The sequence below is a fragment of the Variovorax sp. F042 genome, assembly GCF_057814215.1.
Map to the genome: position 1 here is coordinate 345,501 of NZ_JBVASX010000003.1, position 14,352 is coordinate 359,852.

The 14,352-nt window shown below is 65.9% G+C and carries 15 protein-coding genes; 11 read left to right on the forward strand and 4 right to left on the reverse strand.

What is annotated here, in order from left to right; translation table 11 throughout:
- Positions 1-114 precede the first annotated feature (114 nt).
- From ACZYSP_RS14400 to ACZYSP_RS14425, 6 genes are all read left to right on the forward strand, one after another.
- The gene (locus ACZYSP_RS14400; RefSeq protein ID WP_093053751.1) at positions 115-1,011 is read left to right on the forward strand and encodes a LysR family transcriptional regulator; all 897 of its coding nucleotides are present in this window, start codon (positions 115-117) and stop codon (positions 1,009-1,011) included.
- A gap of 112 nt (positions 1,012-1,123) precedes the next feature.
- A complete protein-coding gene (locus ACZYSP_RS14405; protein WP_093053749.1) occupies positions 1,124-1,573 on the forward strand; it encodes an acyl-CoA thioesterase in 450 nt (149 codons plus the stop codon).
- A 97-nt stretch (positions 1,574-1,670) separates the two neighbouring features.
- Positions 1,671-2,150, forward strand: coding sequence for a phasin family protein (locus ACZYSP_RS14410; RefSeq protein ID WP_307615997.1), 480 nt, complete (start codon positions 1,671-1,673; stop codon positions 2,148-2,150).
- 146 nt (positions 2,151-2,296) lie between these two features.
- Positions 2,297-3,019: a TetR/AcrR family transcriptional regulator gene (locus tag ACZYSP_RS14415; RefSeq protein WP_093053744.1), complete on the forward strand. Its 723-nt coding sequence runs from the start codon at positions 2,297-2,299 to the stop codon at positions 3,017-3,019.
- Between the two features lie 5 nt (positions 3,020-3,024).
- Positions 3,025-3,864, forward strand: a complete 840-nt coding sequence (locus ACZYSP_RS14420) for a hypothetical protein (RefSeq protein ID WP_489014794.1) — start codon at positions 3,025-3,027, stop codon at positions 3,862-3,864.
- 67 nt (positions 3,865-3,931) lie between these two features.
- On the forward strand, positions 3,932-4,189 hold the full coding sequence (locus tag ACZYSP_RS14425) for an acyl-CoA-binding protein (RefSeq protein WP_007835415.1): 258 nt from the start codon (positions 3,932-3,934) through the stop codon (positions 4,187-4,189).
- 21 nt (positions 4,190-4,210) lie between these two features.
- Here the strand turns inward: ACZYSP_RS14425 and ACZYSP_RS14430 are convergent, their stop codons facing one another.
- The 4 genes from ACZYSP_RS14430 to ACZYSP_RS14445 form a co-directional block, all read right to left on the reverse strand.
- Positions 4,211-5,125, reverse strand: a complete 915-nt coding sequence (locus ACZYSP_RS14430; RefSeq protein WP_489014797.1) for a DNA/RNA non-specific endonuclease — start codon at positions 5,123-5,125, stop codon at positions 4,211-4,213.
- A gap of 55 nt (positions 5,126-5,180) precedes the next feature.
- Complete coding sequence (locus ACZYSP_RS14435; RefSeq protein ID WP_143042575.1) at positions 5,181-5,420, reverse strand: hypothetical protein; 240 nt, start codon at positions 5,418-5,420, stop codon at positions 5,181-5,183.
- A gap of 8 nt (positions 5,421-5,428) precedes the next feature.
- Complete coding sequence (locus tag ACZYSP_RS14440) at positions 5,429-7,078, reverse strand: S8 family peptidase (protein WP_489014799.1); 1,650 nt, start codon at positions 7,076-7,078, stop codon at positions 5,429-5,431.
- Between the two features lie 66 nt (positions 7,079-7,144).
- The gene (locus ACZYSP_RS14445; protein WP_489014801.1) at positions 7,145-8,383 is read right to left on the reverse strand and encodes a CaiB/BaiF CoA transferase family protein; all 1,239 of its coding nucleotides are present in this window, start codon (positions 8,381-8,383) and stop codon (positions 7,145-7,147) included.
- A gap of 253 nt (positions 8,384-8,636) precedes the next feature.
- Here ACZYSP_RS14445 and ACZYSP_RS14450 point away from each other — a divergent pair, with 253 nt between their 5' ends.
- The 5 genes from ACZYSP_RS14450 (at position 8,637) to ACZYSP_RS14470 (ending at position 14,340) form a co-directional block, all read left to right on the forward strand.
- A complete protein-coding gene (locus tag ACZYSP_RS14450) occupies positions 8,637-9,527 on the forward strand; it encodes a helix-turn-helix domain-containing protein (protein WP_093076831.1) in 891 nt (296 codons plus the stop codon).
- Between the two features lie 110 nt (positions 9,528-9,637).
- On the forward strand, positions 9,638-10,558 hold the full coding sequence (locus ACZYSP_RS14455; protein ID WP_093053723.1) for an ABC transporter substrate-binding protein: 921 nt from the start codon (positions 9,638-9,640) through the stop codon (positions 10,556-10,558).
- 25 nt (positions 10,559-10,583) lie between these two features.
- On the forward strand, positions 10,584-12,095 hold the full coding sequence (locus tag ACZYSP_RS14460) for a sugar ABC transporter ATP-binding protein (protein ID WP_489014804.1): 1,512 nt from the start codon (positions 10,584-10,586) through the stop codon (positions 12,093-12,095).
- 96 nt (positions 12,096-12,191) lie between these two features.
- On the forward strand, positions 12,192-13,172 hold the full coding sequence (locus ACZYSP_RS14465; protein ID WP_093053717.1) for an ABC transporter permease: 981 nt from the start codon (positions 12,192-12,194) through the stop codon (positions 13,170-13,172).
- A gap of 37 nt (positions 13,173-13,209) precedes the next feature.
- Entirely contained in the window at positions 13,210-14,340 is a 1,131-nt protein-coding gene (locus ACZYSP_RS14470) for an alcohol dehydrogenase catalytic domain-containing protein (RefSeq protein ID WP_093053714.1), read from the forward strand.
- The last annotated feature ends 12 nt before the right edge of the window (positions 14,341-14,352 follow it).

Below are 14,352 nucleotides of genomic sequence, written 5' to 3' on the forward strand. Positions count from 1 at the left end.
GTGTCTCCGTGGCGGCATTGTTGAGCCGCACCACTATTTCCTCAAGACCGGTAGCCAATACACGGAATTCGAAATTTCGATAATGGTGCCTTTCACCGTACGCAGGAGCCCCCGATGTCCAAGCTCGATCTCGAATGGCTCGCCGTGTTCGACGAGGTCTACAAGACCGGCAACGTCTCGAAGGCGGCCGAGCGGCTGGGCATGGCGCAGGCCGCGGCCAGCACCGCGCTGAACAAGCTGCGCGCGCACTTCGACGACCGCCTGTTCACCCGCACCGCGCAGGGCATGCAGCCCACGCCGCATGCCGAGCGCATCTATCCGAACCTGCGCGAGGCGCTGGCCCAGTTGGCGCAGGCCCAGGGCAACCGCAGCAGCTTCGAGCCCGCGCAGGCGCAGCGGCGCTTTCGCATCTGCATGACCGACATCAGCGAGGTGGTGCTGCTGCCCGGCCTGCTCGACCACCTGCGGCGCGCGGCGCCGGGGGTGCATATCGAGACCGAGATCATCTCGACCATCAGCGGGCGCCGCCTGCAGGACGGCGAGGTCGACCTGGCCGTGGGCTTCATGCCGCAGCTGGACGCGGGCTTCTACCAGCAGACGCTGTTCATGCAGAACTTCGTCTGCCTGGCGGCGCAGAACCATCCGCGCATCGGCGCGAAGCTCACGCGCAAGCGCTTCGAGGCGGAGGCGCATGCGGTGGTGTCGACCTCGGGCACCGGGCACGCCATCGTCGACACGACCATCGCGCGGCTGGGCCTGAAGCGCGACGTGGTGGTGCGGCTGTCGAGCTTCCTGAGCGTGGCGCGCATCGTGGCGCACACCGAGCTGATCGTGGTGGTGCCGCGCATCCTCGGCAAGGTGCTGGCCACGCAGGAGCCGGTGAAGCTGCTGGAGCCGCCCTTCACGCTGCCGGCCTATGCGGTGAAGCAGCACTGGCACGAGCGCTTCCATGCCGACCCGGGCAATGCCTGGCTGCGACGCACCCTGGCCCAGCTGTTCAGCGGCAGCTAGCAGCCGACTGACTGAGCGTGCATGCCCGGACGACGGGCGGCATCCGCAAGCGTGCGCCCGCTCGCATAATCGCGGCTCCCCACCCCATAGCCATATCCGAAAAGGCGGCCCCATGTCTTCGATCACCCTGCGTTTTCTCGCCGAGCCCAGCACCGTCAACTTCGGTGGCAAGGTCCACGGCGGCACGGTCATGAAGTGGATCGACGAGGCCGGCTACGCCTGCGCGACCAGCTGGGCCAAGCGGTATTGCGTTACCGCCTTCATCGGCAGCATCCGCTTTCACCGGCCGATCATGATCGGCGACCTCGTCGAGGTGGAGGCCCGCCTGGCCTACACCGGCAACACCAGCATGAACATCTCGGTCGAGGTGCGCAGCGGCGACATGAAGGGCGGCTCGATGGAAAAGACCACCGAATGCCTGATCGTGTTCGTCTCGGTCGACTCGCACGGGCGGCCGCTGCCGGTCGAAGCCTATGTGCCCGGCACGCCCGGTGAAATGGCCCTGGCCGAGCGCGCGAAGGCGCATCTCGACGCGAGCCGTGCGGCGGGCGCAACGCCCTGAGCCTTCCCGGGGAGGCTTGGCCTCATAGACGCGAAGCTCTAATGGGAAGCACGTCGAACGGCTAGAGTCGGCCGATTGTTTGCAAAGGAACATTCGCATGGCTACCCAGGACGACGACAGCAACGGCAAGGCCGCAGACCGCATCAAGGATTCCGCCCAGCAGATCTGGCTTGCCGGGCTCGGTGCCTTCGCCAAGATGCAGCAGGAAGGCAGCAAGGCCTTCGAGGCGCTGGTCAAGGATGGTGCCGGCATGCAGAAGAAGACCCAGCAGGCCGCCGAGGAAACCCTGTCCCAGGCCCAGCAACGCATGGCCGGCTTCGCCAGCGAGTTTGGCACCAAGGCCGCGGGCCAGTGGGGCAAGCTGGAGAACATCTTTGAAGAGCGCGTGGCGCGCGCCCTCGAAAAGCTCGGCATCCCCAGCGCCGCCGACATGGCCGCGCTGCAGGCGCGCGTCGAGGCGCTCGAAGCACAGCTGAAGAAACCGCAGGGCGCCGCCGCCGCTCCCCGCAAGACCGCGGCCCGCAAGACGGCCGCGCCGGCCGCCAAGAAAACCTTGCGCCGCAGCAAAGCCGGCTGAGCCAGCCCGCGCCGTCTGCCGACCGGTCGGTATTGCGGCACTGCACAAAAAATCAGCGCGGCAAAACATCTCCCGCACCGTTCATGGTGCGGTGCACATGCGCTAGAGTGCCCCCAAGAGACCACGAGACAACCGGGGGCACCGACATGGCAAAGAAGGCGCCACGCCGCACGGCGCAACGCATCCTCGAAGCCGCATTGGATCTGTTCAACCGCTTCGGGGAGCCGAACGTCTCGACCACCCTGGTGGCGGGCGAACTCAACATCAGTCCGGGCAACCTGTACTACCACTACCCGGCCAAGGAAGAGCTGATCAACAAGCTCTACGAAGCCTACGAGACCGAGCTCAACGAACTGCTGCACGCGAGCGAAGGCGTGCACGACGTGGAGGACGCGTGGTTCTTCATGCACAGCCTGTTCGAGCTGATCTGGCGCTACCGCTTTCTCTACCGCGACCTCAACGACCTGCTCAGCAAGAACCGGCGGCTGGAAACCCAGTTCCAGCTGGTGCTGAAAAACAAGGCACGCGCCATCCGCCAGCTGATTGCCGGCCTGAGCCGCGCCGGGCACCTCGAGATCGACGCGCACGAGGTCGACACGCTCGCGCAGAGCATGGTCGTGGTGCTGACCTACTGGCTCAGCTATGAATACGTGCGCAACCCGCGCGAGGCGCTGGAGCCCGCGCATGCGCAGGGCGCGCTGATGCGCGGCGGCCACCACACCCTGCACCTGCTCGCGCCCTACCTCGGGCGGGAACAACGGCGGCATCTGCTGACACTCAGCAATGCCTACAACGGCGAAGATTCCAGCAACAGCGGTGCCGGCAGCAGCGCCGGCGCCGCGGCTTCCCCGGTCGATATGGCGGTCTAGCAACCATGCCTCACCCCGATTTCAAACCGCTCTCGCTGATGTCTGCCAGCCCGCTTGCCGCCGCCGACGCGGCCCCCTGGACGCCCCTGCCCTGGGCCGACGTGCCCCGTTTCGATGCCCGCAGCGTGCTGCTCCACTGGCCGCGCCTGCATGCCGGCCACGAGCTGCCGCTGCCGGCCGAAAGCTCTGCGCTCGCCGAAGGCTGGGCGCTGTACCACAGCGGCGAATTCGAACGCGCCGCCGCCATCGGCCTGCTGCAGGGCGCCGAAGGGTTGGCGCTGGCCAACCAGGCGACCGCGATCTACGCCAACTACGTCGAACCGCGCGAGGCCGTGCGGCTCGCGATGTTCCGCCAGGTGATCGAGCGCGCGAGCGCGCAGGCCGCTGCCGAGCCCGAGAACTGCCAGGCGCTCTACTGGCAGTCCTACGCACTGGGCCGCTACAGCCAGGGCATCAGCGTGGCGCGAGCGCTGGCGCAGGGACTGGGCAGCAAGCTCAAGGGAGCGCTGGAGCGCGTGATCGAGCTGCAGCCGCGGCACGCGGACGCGCACCTCGCGCTGGCTTCGTTCCACGCCGAGGTGATCGACAAGGTCGGTGCGCTGGTCGGGCGCATGACCTACGGCGTGCGTGCCGAGACCTCGCTCGAGCTGTTCGAACGCGGCCTCGAACTGCACCCCCATTCAGCCGCCGGAATGATGGAATACGCCCGCGCGCAGCTGATGCTGCACGGCGAATCGCGCACGGGCGAGGCAACGCGGCTATATGAAAGAGCTGCAGGGCTGAAGCCGGCCGATGCGCGGGAGCGGCTCGATGTGGAGCTGGCGCGGGCGGGGCTGAAGGACTGAATCTGGTACCACCGGGTACCGCGCAATTTAAGATGCACGGTTTCCGCTTTTCTTCAATTCGACCGCCATGTCTGATCTCAACGCCCAATTCGAAGCCGCCCAGGCCAACTCCAAGCTGCTCGCCGAGCGCCCCGACAACCCGACGCTGCTGAAGATCTACGGCCTCTTCAAGCAAGCCACCGAAGGCGACAACACCGCCAAGAAGCCCAGCTTCAGCGACATCGTCGCGCGCGCCAAGTGGGACGCATGGACCGCCCAGAAGGGCGCGAGCGCCGACGAGGCCAAGCAGAAATACATCGACCTGATCGAATCCCTGCGCGGCTGATCGACCGCGCCTTCGCGCCAGTCAGGCCGGAAGCTTCGTATCGGCGTAGCGCCGGATGGGCTGGACGAACGCGATGTCAACGCCATCGAGCACGTCACGCCCTTCGAGGCTTTCGAATTTGAGCCCGGTCTCTGCTTCGACGAACGCGAGCGGACGCTGTGATGTGTCGAAGTCTTCGAGGTCGCGCGCCACTCCTGAATCGAGATAGGTGCCTTGGCTCATCAGATAGGCGATGGCGCTCAACTCGCCCGTCGCCTCGCTGATGAAGGCCACCACCTTCCAGAAGTCCCGCGGAATCTGTATGCCGAATCTCTCCGGGTCGTCCGACCGGAGGATCGGGCCCGTGAAGACGCTGATGCGCTTGTCGTCGCCCTGGGCGTTGCCGAGGATGTAGTCCTCTAGATCGCCCCACAGCCCGTCGTTGAAAGGCTGCCATTGCGGGCAGGCGTTGGTGGCAAAGAAGGTGTCGATGTTGGCCCGTTGCGCCGTTACCAGCGAGCCCCAGTTCGGGTCCTGCCTGCGCGTCATGTGGCCGCGGGAAAATTTCTTGTCCTGCTCGGGGCCGTAGGCCTCCCGCAGCATCTGGTATTCCTTCTTGATGCGGCCGTCGTAGTTCCAGGTGTCATGGCGCGGAACGTTCTTCGACTTCGACCCGTCGATGTTGCACGCCGAGTAAAGCGGCACGCGCCGGGAAATGCATTGCACCGTGCTGAAGTGCTGGTACTTGAGTTCGAAGGAGCCGTCTTCGAGCTTTGCGATGTCGTCCATGGAGATGGCGTCGCCCATCGACGGCAGTTCCACTCGGTTGGCGTCCCCGAAGAACTCTGGTGCGTAGCCTTCACGGCCCCTGAAGAACTCAGGCGGCTTCGGCGTTGCGGCGACGCGCTGGATTCCGGCCCATGAATTGCTCACGACCTGGATGTCTGTATCGGACATGAAGCTCCCTATCCAAAAAACTCCATGACCACCAGCGGCCGTGGGCGCCTTGCGGCTATTTCGCGAGCTTGGCGCGTGCGTTTTTCAGATTGAAGACAGGTTTGCGGATTTCCGCGAAGCTAGGCTGGGACACGGCCCATTCCGGGTTCTGTTCGAGCGCCGCCAGTTGCTCCTCGTCGAGCTGGGCTTCCACCAGGGTGCTCGTCTTTGGCGTGAGCACCGCGCCCGGCACGCTGCGACGCAGCCGTGCTTGCGCCGACAACTTCTTGCCAGGGCTGCCTGTGTAGGTCAACACGACGCTTGTCACTTCAGAACTCCAAAACCTTCATATTCGGCTGGCCAACCCACCTTTTGCGCTGTCTGAGACAGCATCTTGACGATGGCGTCGGCCTTTTCAGGACCGTCAGGCATGTTAAGCAGCTTCGAATTCCCTGACAACAGACGGGCCGCCATGCCCGAGGAGTACGGCGTGGCCATCGAGGTGCCGGACATCATTGCGTACTTTTCGCCCGGAAACGTCGACAGCACCGCCACGCCGGGGCCGATGAAATCGGTCGAAAGCCCGTAGTTCGAGAACTCGGCGACAAACTCTTTCTTGCGGCGGATCTCGCTCTCCTGAAAGCTCTCGGGGCAATCGGTCGGAAATGTCCCGTCGCGCCCCAGCGCGCCGACGGCCAGGGTGTGGCTGTACCGGGCCGGATAGCGCAGCAGGGGCTGGCCGTCGTTGCCGGTGGCCGCGAACACCACGACGCCGGCATCGCGCGCCTTCTGGAGGATGTCCGGCATCTCCGGCATCGGCTCCAGGCTGCCCATGCTGATGTTCACGATGTTGCAGCCGTCACTGATGGCGCGTTCGAGCGCGCTGGCAATGTCGGTCGATTTCGCGCGTCCACGCTCGCCGGTCTTCGGGCAGACCCGGTAGGCCAGCAGGCGGCAGGCCGGCGCAAGGCCATAGATGCCGGTGGCGGCCGCTTTCTTGCCCGCGATGATGCCGGCGACATGGGTCCCGTGCCCGATGCCGTTGTCGAGAAAATCCGCGGCATTCTCGCCAGTGACGAAACAGCCGCCGCCCGCCACGGCGATGTCCGCATGCGGCCCGACGCCGCTGTCGATCACGCCGACCGTCACGCCCGCTCCGGCCTGAGGGTCGTATGGCGCGTAGTTCGCCAGCAGCTGGAAGCTGTCGGGCACCAGCGGCGTGGCCTGCACGTTCAATCGCTTCGGTGCCGCGACCCGGTCGAATCCCTTGATGAAGACCGACCAGTGCGTGTGTTCCGGCTCGACCAGGATCATTTCCACCCGCGGGTAGAGCACCGGAATTCCCAAGCTCGCGATTCCCTTGCTGTCGGTCACCGCGGGCATGTGTGCGCCGTCCCAATCGACGAGCGCCTTGACCCGGACGCCCGGCACGGGCTTGCCCTGCGGGTCAGCAAGATGCAGCTCGAAGCTCTTGACCTTGGCCCCCGGCGCGACCTGGATCGCGCTGGAATCCAATTCATCGCTCAGCGGCCGGATGTACTGGAGGTAGGCCCATGCGGCAGGTGCAACCCGCAGCCCTGGCGTGTTGCGGCGCATCGCCAGCAGGGCGGACGAGTTGGCCTGCATCACGGACACGTCGTCGAGCTGCTTGATGAGCTTCATCCGGGGAATGCCGCGACCTTCCACTCTTTGACCGAGCGCCTCTGCCGCGTTGCCGAGATTGATTGCGCTCAGTGCCGCCATCTCTGCACCGCCAGCCACGGCGCTCCTGGAGGGCCACACGATGACGTCGTCGGAGAACTTGGGCTCCACGGCCACGCGGCGCAGACGCAGTTGCTGCAGCAGGTGCTCCACCTTCTCGCAGTCCGATTTCGACAAGTCCCATTTCGCAGTCCCGTAGACGCGTTCGGTTTCACGCGCGGGGGTGCTGCTGTTTCGCCTCGGGGCATCCTGTCGCCTGTTCGCTGCTGCCATGGACTCTCCTTGTTGCCCGGTTTATCGCACGGAGGCCATTTCAGGCCCATGAATGGCCCGTATCGGCTAGCCCACTATTCCGCGCTCGTGCAGCGCGGCGATCTGCTCGGCGCTCAGGCCGATTTCCCTCAGCACCGCATCGGTGTCCGCGCCCAGCGCCGGCGCGTTGTGCCGGTGGCTGGCCGGCGTGAGCGACATCTTGGGCACGAAGCCCGGCACCGCGAGCGCAGTGCCGTCGGCCATCTGCACCTGCTGCAGCATGCCGCGCGCGGCGTAGTGCGGATCGGCCGCGATGTCGGCGATCGTGTAGATGCGCCCGCCCGGCACATGCGCCGCGTCGAGCGCGGCCAGCACCTCGTCGACGGTGTGCTGCGCGGTCCAGTCGCCGATGGCGGCATCGAGCATCTCGACCTGCGCCACCCGGCCGGTGTTGCCGGCCAATGAAGGATCGGCCGCGAGGTCGGGCCGGCCGATGCACGCCATGAGCCGGCGAAAGATGCTGTCGCCGTTGCCCGCGACGATCGCGTAGCCGCCGTCCGCGCAACGGTACGCATTGGTCGGTGCAATGCCCGGCAGCGCGCTGCCGGCCGCCTCGCGCACAGCGCCGAATTCACCGTACTCGGGCAGCAGGCTTTCCATGCAGTTGAAGACGGCCTCGTAGAGCGCCACGTCGATCACCTGTCCCTTGCCCTTCGGATATTCCGCACTCACCGTCGCGTGGCGGTGCTGCATCGCCATCAGCACGCCGATCACGCCGTGCAGCGAGGCCAGCGTGTCGCCTATCGACACGCCCACGCGCACCGGCACGCGCCCCGGCTCGCCAGTGAGGTGGCGCAGCCCGCCCATGGCCTCGGCCACCACGCCGAAGCCGGGGCGGTCGCGGTACGGGCCGGTCTGGCCGTAGCCGCTGATGCGCAGCATCACGAGCGCAGGGTTGGCGGCCAGCAGTTCGTCGGGGCCGAGGCTCCAGCCTTCCATCGCGCCGGGGCGGAAGTTCTCGACCAGCACGTCGGCCTCGGCCGCGAGCTTGCGCACGACGGCCTGCGCCTCGGGCTCGCGCAGGTCCAGCGCCAGCGAGCGCTTGTTGCGCGACTGCACCTGCCACCAGACGGAGGTGCCGTCCTTCAGCAGCCGCCAGGTGCGCAGCGGATCACCCGCGCCGGGCGGCTCGATCTTGATGACCTCGGCGCCGAAGTCACCCAGCGTGCGCGCGGCGAAAGGCCCGGCGATGAGCTGCCCGAGCTCGATGACCTTGAGGCCGGCCAGCGGGCCCGCTGCCGGAGGGGAGGAGCTTGTTGTCGTCATGACGCCAGAGTGTGCCCGGGCCTGCCGGGGCGGGAAAACACCTATGAATTCTTGACTCCGCGAATCCGGCGCTTTCCGCAGCGCAGCAAATACCGCCCTCGCCCCCTCCTCTCCCCGAGGAGAAAGGAGTTTGCTGCGGCGCAATGCATGGCGCGGCATCGGCCATCCGGGCCTCCCCGGAAGTCAAAAAAGTATCGATTCCGGGCGCCATCTCTGGTTGTTGGCATCGGGAGCGGTTCGTACAGTCCGCCCCATGCAACCCGACCTGGAAATCGTTGAAGTCCGCGGTGACGAATCGTTCACCTGCTGGGCGCACGGCTACCCGTACCGCACGGTGCGCTGGCACTTCCATCCCGAGTACGAGATCCAGCTGATCGTCGAGACCCAGGGCGTGTATTTCGTGGGCGACCACGTCGGCCATTTCGAGCCGGGCAACCTCGTGCTGATGGGCCCCGACCTGCCGCACAACTGGATCAGCGACGTGCCCGCAGGCCAGAGCGTCGAGCGGCGCGGCATCGTGATCCAGTTCCCGGCCGGGCTGATGCAGAACATGGCCGGCACCTTTCCCGAGTTCGAGCGCATCGCGCCGCTGCTGGCCGAATCGGGCTCGGGCCTGCTGTTCTCGGTGGAGACCGCCGCCGCGGCCAAGCCGATCATGGAATCGCTGCTGCAGGCGCGCGGCCTGCGCCGCGTGATCCTGCTGCTGTCGCTGCTCGAACTGCTGGCCGACGGCAACGACCGCCAGCGCCTGGCCAGCCCCGCGTTCAAGCCCGACCCCAAGGCTTTCATGTCGCACGCAATCAACAACGTGCTGGCGCACATCGCGGCCAACCTCGGCGACGACCTGCGCGAGCCGATGCTGGCCGAGCTGGTAGGCCAGAGCCCGAGCGCGTTTTCGCGATCCTTCCGCAAGCACACGGGCCAATCGTTCGTGCGCTACGTGAACCGGCTGCGCATCAGCCGCGCCTGCGAGCTTCTCACCAACAGCGAGAAGCCGGTGCTCGACGTCTGCATGGACGTGGGCTTCAACAACGTGTCGAACTTCAACCGGCAGTTCCTGCTGCACAAGCGCATGCCGCCGACCAAGTTCCGCAATTTCCATCGCATGCAGGCCGCGGCCTCGCGTGCCGCCAACCCGCCGTAGCCGGGCTTGCGTGTTCCCCGTGTCGTCACCGACGCGGCCCTTCGGGCACCGCGTGGGGCGAGCCTTTGTCCGCGTTTTTCGACAGTCACAAACCCAAGGAGACAGCCACCATGAAGAACATCCTCAAAGCCACCGCCCTTACTGCCGCACTGGTCTGCGGCGCATCCGCTGCGCAGGCGCAGGCCCCGAAGCAGCCGCTGCGCATCGGCATGACCTTCCAGGAGCTCAACAACCCCTACTTCGTGACGATGAAGCAGGCGCTCGAAGAGGCCGCTGCCAGCATCGGCGCGACCGTGGTCACCACGGACGCGCGGCACGACGTGGCCAAGCAGATCGGCGACGTGGAAGACATGATCCAGAAGAAGGTCGACATCCTGCTGCTGAACCCGACCGACTCCACCGGCGTGCAGTCGGCCGTGCGCTCGGCCAAGAAGGCGGGCCTCGTGGTGGTGGCGGTGGACGCCAACGCGCAGGGCCCGGTCGATTCCTTCGTCGGCTCGAAGAACACCGACGCCGGACGCCTTGCCTGCGAATACCTGGCAAAGAGCATCGGCGAGAAAGGCGACGTGGCCATCCTCGACGGCATTCCCGTGGTGCCGATTCTGGAGCGCGTGAAGGGCTGCCGCGAAGCACTCGCCAAGTACCCCGGCATCAAGGTGGTGAGCACGCAGAACGGCAAGCAGGAACGCGCCACCGCGCTCACCGTGACCGAGAACATCCTGCAGGCCAACAAGGACCTGAAGGGCGTTTTCAGCGTGAACGACGGCGGCTCGATGGGCGCGCTCGCGGCCATCGAAGCCAGCGGCAAGGACGTGAAGCTCACCAGCGTGGACGGCGCACCCGAGGCCATCAAGGCCATGCAGAAGCCGGGCTCGAAGTTCATCGCCACCACCGCGCAGTACCCGCGCGACCAGATCCGCCTGGCCATCGGCATCGCGTTGGCGAAGAAGTGGGGTGCCAACGTGCCCGCTGCAGTGCCGGTCGACGTGAAGCTGATCGACGCCGAAGGCGCGAAGACCTTCACCTGGTAACCGACGCCAGAAGCAGCGCACGGCCATGAACGACACCGCCGAAATGCTGAGGCTCGAAGGCGTCTCGAAGAGCTTTCCGGGCGTGAAGGCGCTCGCGGGCATCGACCTCTCGATCCGCAAGGGCGAGGTGCATGCGCTGCTCGGCGAGAACGGCGCGGGCAAGTCGACGCTGATGAAGATCCTTGGCGGCATCTACCAGGCCGACGAGGGGCGCATCTTCATCGAAGGCAGCGAGCGAAAGTTCGCGGGCTACAACGATGCCATCGCAGCGGGCATCGGCATCATCTTCCAGGAGTTCAGCCTCATCCCGTACCTGAACGCGGTGGAGAACATCTTTCTCGGCCGCTACCTGAAGAACCGTTTCGGTCTGATGGACAAGGCGGCGATGAAGCGATCCGCGCGGGCCTTGTTCGACGAGCTGGGTGTGCAGATCGACCTCGGCGTGCCGATCTGCCAGCTCTCGGTGGCGCAGCAGCAGTTCGTGGAAATCGGCAAGGCGCTGTCGCTGAAGGCGCGCCTGCTGGTGCTCGACGAGCCGACCGCCACGCTCACGCCGAACGAGGCCGGGCACTTGTTCAAGATCATGCGGGAGCTGCGCGCCAAGGGCGTGGCGATGATCTTCATCTCACATCACCTCGACGAAATTTTCGAGGTGTGCGACCGCATCAGCGTGCTGCGCGATGGTGCCAATGCGGGGCATGCCGAGGTGGGCGCGACCGATGTGGATGCGCTGGTCGAAATGATGGTGGGCCGCCGCATCGAACACAACTTTCCGCCGAAGCCGGTGCCCGCGCCGCGCGGGCGCAAGGTGCTCGAAGTGCCGCACATCCAGCTAGCGAAGGGCGGCCCCATCAATGCCTTCGATCTGCATGAAGGTGAGATCCTCGGCTTTGCGGGGCTGGTCGGTTCGGGCCGCACCGAGTTGGCGCTGGGCATGATGGGCGCCGACCGCGTGCACCGCAAGACAGTGCTGCGCAACGGCAAGCCCGTGCGCCTGGACGACCCGACGCAGGCGCTGGAAAACGGCATCGGCCTGCTACCCGAAAGCCGCAAGGTCGAAGGGCTGATCACCGACTTTACGATCCGCTTCAACATCTCGCTGAACAACCTCGGCAGGCACCGCAGCGCGGGGCTGGTGAGCCAGGCGTCGGAGAAGCAGGCGGCCGGTGAACTCTCGCGCCGCGTCGGTGTGAAGGCGCCGAACATCGAGACGCGCGTGGCCACGCTGTCAGGCGGCAACCAGCAGAAGGTGGTGATCGCGCGCTGGCTCGGCCACGCCTCTGAAGTGCTGATCTTCGACGAACCCACGCGCGGCATCGACGTAGGTGCCAAGGCCGAGATCTACGGCCTGATGCGCGAGCTCACGCGGCAAGGCAAATCGATCGTGATGATTTCGAGCGAGCTGCCCGAAATCGTCGGCATGTGCGATCGCGTTGCTGTGTTCTCGGGCGGGGCCATCGTGGCAACGCTCGAAGGCGACGCAATCAACTCGGGCGACATCATGCGTCACGCTACTTCATCCGGGGGCGCTCAATGACTGCGACAGAGATTTGTTCGGGGCGCGATCACGCCGAGAGCGCCCACTGTGCACAGGGCATCCCGTCTTCGCGCAATACCCAGTGGAGCACATGAAATGAACGCAACCGCAACCCACCCCACACCACCGGCACCTGCAGGCGGCTTCTTCACCCAGCTGCGCCGCTCCACAGCCTTCCTCCCACTGGTAGGCCTGGTCGCGATCTCGGTCTTCATGATCGTCGCGACCGACAACTTTCTCTCCTGGGGCAACCTGCAGAACATCGCGCTGCAGTCGTCGATCAACGCGATCATCGCGGTGGGCATGACGGCCGCGATCCTCACCGGCGGCATCGATCTTTCGGTGGGTGCGGTGGTGGCGCTGTCGGGCACGCTGGCCTCGGGAATGATGGTGCAGTTCGGGCTGCCGCCGATGCTGGCGGTGCCGCTCGGCCTGGCCGTGGGTGTGGTGATCGGCCTGTTCAACGGCTACTGCGTAGCCTACCTGCGCATGCCGCCGATCATCGTGACGCTGGCCACCATGGGCATTGCGCGCGGCATTGCGCTGATCTACACGGGCGGCTATCCCATCGACGGGCTGCCCGATTCTTTCGCCTTTCTCGGCGGCGGTGTGCTGGCCGGCATCAAGGTACCGATCCTCATCATGCTGGCGACCTACCTCGTGGCCTACGTGCTGCTGAACATGGCGCCGTTCGGCCGCTACGTGTATGCCATCGGCGGCAATGAGGAAGCCACTCGACTCTCGGGCGTGCGCGTGTCGCGCTACAAGCTGCTCGTGTATGCGCTGAGCGGGCTGACCGCCGCCATCGCCGGCATCGTGCAGGCAGCGCGCGTGACCAGCGGACAGCCCGGCGTGGGCGTGGGCTTCGAGCTCGACGCCATCGCAGCCGTGGTGATGGGCGGCACATCGATTGCCGGCGGGCGCGGCGCCATCGTCGGCACGCTGGTCGGTGCGCTGCTGCTGGGCGTGCTGAACAACGGCCTCAACATGATCGGCGTGTCGCCGTACCTGCAATTGATCATCAAGGGCGGGATCGTCCTGCTCGCCATCTTCATCAGCCGCGAAGCCAAGCGCTGACTTCGCAACAGACACATTCCCCCACTCCCCCAACCTCATGTCTTATCAAAAGCTCCAGCCCGGTACGTCCGGCGCCATCGCACAACTCGCTTCAATGCAGGCCGTCGTCTGCCATGGCCCGAAGGACTATCGCCTCGAAACCGTCGACATGCCGGCCATCGGCCCGAACGAGTTGCTGATCTCCATCGCCGCCTGCGGCATCTGCGCCTCCGACTGCAAATGCCACTCGGGCGCGAAGATGTTCTGGGGCGGCGACGGCCAGCCCTCATGGGTCAAGGCGCCGGTCATTCCCGGCCATGAATTCTTCGGCTACGTCGAAGCCCTCGGCGAAGGCGCGGGCGAGCACTTCGGCGTGGAGAAAGGCGACCGCGTGATCGCCGAGCAGATCGTGCCCTGCGGCAAGTGCCGCTTCTGCACTTCAGGCAAGTACTGGATGTGCGAAGTGCACAACATCTTCGGCTTCCAGCGCATCGTGGCCGATGGCGGCATGGCCGACTACATGCGCCTGCCGCCGACCTCGCGCGTGCACAAGATCCCCGACGGCATTTCGCTGGAAGACGCGGCCATCATCGAGCCGCTGTCCTGCGCGATCCACACGGTGAACCGCGGCGACATACAGCTCGACGACGTGGTGGTCATCGCCGGCGCCGGCCCGCTGGGGCTGATGATGGTGCAGGTCGCGGCGCTGAAGACGCCGAAGAAACTCATCGTGATCGACCTCGTGCCGGAACGCCTGGCGCTCGCCAAGCAATACGGCGCCGACGTCGTCATCAACCCCAAGACCGAGAACGCAGATGCCATCGTCAAGGGCTTGACCGAAGGCTACGGCTGCGACGTGTACATCGAGACCACCGGCGCCCCCATCGGCGTGACGCAGGGGCTGGACATGATCCGCAAGCTCGGCCGCTTCGTCGAGTTCAGCGTGTTCGGCTCGGAAACGAGCGCCGACTGGTCGATCATCGGCGACCGCAAGGAGCTCGACGTGCGCGGTGCGCACCTGGGGCCCTACTGCTACCCCGTTGCCATCGACCTGCTGGCGCGCGGCTTGGTCACCTCGCAGGGCATCGTCACGCACGGCTTTCCGCTGACCGAATGGGAGCGCGCCTTCGCGCTGGCAAACTCGCTGGATTCCATCAAGGTGCTGCTCACGCCGCAGCCCCGATCCTGAGAGACAACACAC

Coding starts and splice junctions, on each gene's coding strand:
- ACZYSP_RS14455 (WP_093053723.1), top strand. CDS start 9,638: ATGAAGAACATCCTCAAAGCCACCGCCCTTACTGCCGCACTGGTCTGC.
- ACZYSP_RS14420 (WP_489014794.1), top strand. CDS start 3,025: ATGCCTCACCCCGATTTCAAACCGCTCTCGCTGATGTCTGCCAGCCCG.
- ACZYSP_RS14430 (WP_489014797.1), bottom strand. CDS start 5,125: ATGTCCGATACAGACATCCAGGTCGTGAGCAATTCATGGGCCGGAATC.
- ACZYSP_RS14415 (WP_093053744.1), top strand. CDS start 2,297: ATGGCAAAGAAGGCGCCACGCCGCACGGCGCAACGCATCCTCGAAGCC.
- ACZYSP_RS14410 (WP_307615997.1), top strand. CDS start 1,671: ATGGCTACCCAGGACGACGACAGCAACGGCAAGGCCGCAGACCGCATC.
- ACZYSP_RS14465 (WP_093053717.1), top strand. CDS start 12,192: ATGAACGCAACCGCAACCCACCCCACACCACCGGCACCTGCAGGCGGC.
- ACZYSP_RS14425 (WP_007835415.1), top strand. CDS start 3,932: ATGTCTGATCTCAACGCCCAATTCGAAGCCGCCCAGGCCAACTCCAAG.
- ACZYSP_RS14450 (WP_093076831.1), top strand. CDS start 8,637: ATGCAACCCGACCTGGAAATCGTTGAAGTCCGCGGTGACGAATCGTTC.
- ACZYSP_RS14405 (WP_093053749.1), top strand. CDS start 1,124: ATGTCTTCGATCACCCTGCGTTTTCTCGCCGAGCCCAGCACCGTCAAC.
- ACZYSP_RS14400 (WP_093053751.1), top strand. CDS start 115: ATGTCCAAGCTCGATCTCGAATGGCTCGCCGTGTTCGACGAGGTCTAC.
- ACZYSP_RS14460 (WP_489014804.1), top strand. CDS start 10,584: ATGAACGACACCGCCGAAATGCTGAGGCTCGAAGGCGTCTCGAAGAGC.
- ACZYSP_RS14470 (WP_093053714.1), top strand. CDS start 13,210: ATGTCTTATCAAAAGCTCCAGCCCGGTACGTCCGGCGCCATCGCACAA.
- ACZYSP_RS14440 (WP_489014799.1), bottom strand. CDS start 7,078: ATGGCAGCAGCGAACAGGCGACAGGATGCCCCGAGGCGAAACAGCAGC.
- ACZYSP_RS14445 (WP_489014801.1), bottom strand. CDS start 8,383: ATGACGACAACAAGCTCCTCCCCTCCGGCAGCGGGCCCGCTGGCCGGC.